This is a genomic window from Leucobacter soli, from assembly GCF_042659205.1.
GTDB lineage: Bacteria > Actinomycetota > Actinomycetes > Actinomycetales > Microbacteriaceae > Leucobacter > Leucobacter soli.
This window is the reverse complement of the sequence record NZ_JBHSRW010000316.1, coordinates 1-2,013: the sequence shown is the minus strand read 5'-3', so window position 1 is coordinate 2,013 and position 2,013 is coordinate 1. Positions and strand designations below refer to the sequence as shown.

Annotated in this window: 1 protein-coding gene; it reads left to right on the top strand. The window is 69.7% G+C overall.

Annotation, left to right across the window (positions count from 1 at the left end):
• Positions 1-4 precede the first annotated feature (4 nt).
• Positions 5-2,013: DEAD/DEAH box helicase (locus ACFPZL_RS12625; protein WP_382335697.1), on the top strand; the 2,009-nt coding region annotated here is incomplete at its 3' end.

Here is a 2,013-nt window from a genome sequence, read left to right as displayed (position 1 = left end):
CGACGTGCTGGGCCTCGACGCCCCGGTGCTGCGCGCGCTGAAGGACGTCGGCTACGAGACCCCGTCGGCGATCCAGTCCGCGACGATCCCCGTCCTGCTCGAGGGGCGCGACGTCGTCGGCCAGGCCAAGACCGGCACCGGCAAGACGGCGGCGTTCGCGCTGCCGATCCTGAGCCGCATCGAGCCGGGCCAGGGCGTGCCGCAGGCGCTCGTGCTCGCCCCCACCCGCGAGCTCGCGCTCCAGGTCTGCGAGGCGTTCGAATCGTACGCGGCACATCTGCCCGAGGTGCACCTGCTGCCCGTCTACGGCGGTCAGGCCTACGGCCAGCAGCTCAGCGCGCTGCGCCGCGGCGTCGACATCGTCGTGGGCACGCCCGGCCGCATCATGGACCACATGAAGAAGGGCTCCCTCGATCTGACGCAGATCAGGTACCTGGTGCTCGACGAGGCCGACGAGATGCTCAAGATGGGCTTTGCGGAGGATGTCGAGACGATCCTCGCCGACACGCCCGATGAGAAGCAGGTCGCGCTCTTCTCCGCGACCATGCCGGCGCAGATCCGCCGCATCTCGCAGCAGTACCTGAACGATCCGCAAGAGATCAAGATCGCGGGCAAGACCCAGACCAGCGCGAACATCGCGCAGCGCTACATCGTCGTCAGCTACATGCAGAAGCTCGATGCGCTCACCCGCGTGCTCGAGGTCGAGGACTTCGACGGCATGATCGTCTTCACCCGCACTCGCGGAGACAGCGAGCAGGTCGCCGAGAAGCTGCGCGCCCGAGGCTACTCCGCGACGGCGATCAACGGCGACGTGCCCCAGAACCTGCGCGAGCGGACGGTCGAGCAGCTGAAGAGCGGCAGGCTCGACATCCTCGTCGCGACCGACGTCGCCGCCCGCGGCCTCGACGTCGAGCGGATCAGCCACGTCGTCAACTACGATCTGCCGATCGACACCGAGAGCTACGTGCATCGCATCGGCAGGACGGGCCGCGCCGGGCGCTCCGGCGACGCGATCAGCTTCGTCACACCGCGCGAGCGCCGCCTGCTGAAGGCGATCGAGAAGGCTACGAAGCAGCCGCTCACCCAGATGCAGCTGCCCAACGTCGCCGAGGTCAACGCGACACGCCTCTCCCGCTTCGACGACGCGATCACCGCGGCGCTCGACGAGACCGAGCGGATCGACGCCTTCCGCGACATCATCGCCCACTACGTGAAGCACCACGACGTGCCCAAGACCGACGTGGCCGCCGCGCTCGCCGTCGTCGCGCAGGGGGAGACGCCCCTACTGCTCGACGATTCCGACGACGAGAAGTTCGCCAGGGATCGCGCGCAGGCGCGGAAGTTCCTCGACGACGAGGGCGACCGGAGCCGTCGCGACCGCGACGACCGGGGACGCGACGACCGAGGCCGTGACCGCCGGGACCGCGAGGACCGCGAGCCGCGGCCGCGCCGCGACGACCTGGTGATGTACCGCATCGAGGTCGGGCACCGGCAGCGGGTGAAGCCCGGGCAGATCGTCGGGGCACTGGCGAACGAGGGCGGTCTCTCCCGCGACGATTTCGGCCGGATCCAGATCCGCGACGAGTTCTCGCTGGTCGAACTGCCGAAGCAGCTGCCGGGCGGTGCGCTCGAGCAGATGGCCCAGATCCGGATCAGCGGCAAGCTGATCGAGCTCAAGCAGGATCGCGGGCCGCAGCGCTCGGGCGACCGCGGCGGGTACCGGGATCGCGATGGCGGCGGCTACCGTCAGGATCGTGACCGCGGCGGGTACCGTCAGGATCGCGACGATCGCGGTGGATACCGCCAGGATCGCGGTGGACGCGGTGGTTACGACCGTGGTGACCGCGGTGATCGGGGCTACGGTCGGGATGATCGCGGCGGGTACCGCACCGACCGGGATGATCGCGGCGGATCGCAGCGGGATCGCGGTGACCGCGGAGATCGCGGGTATCAGGGCGGTGGACGACGCGATGATCGCCGGGGCGGCGACGATCGCGGCGGGTACCGCAACGA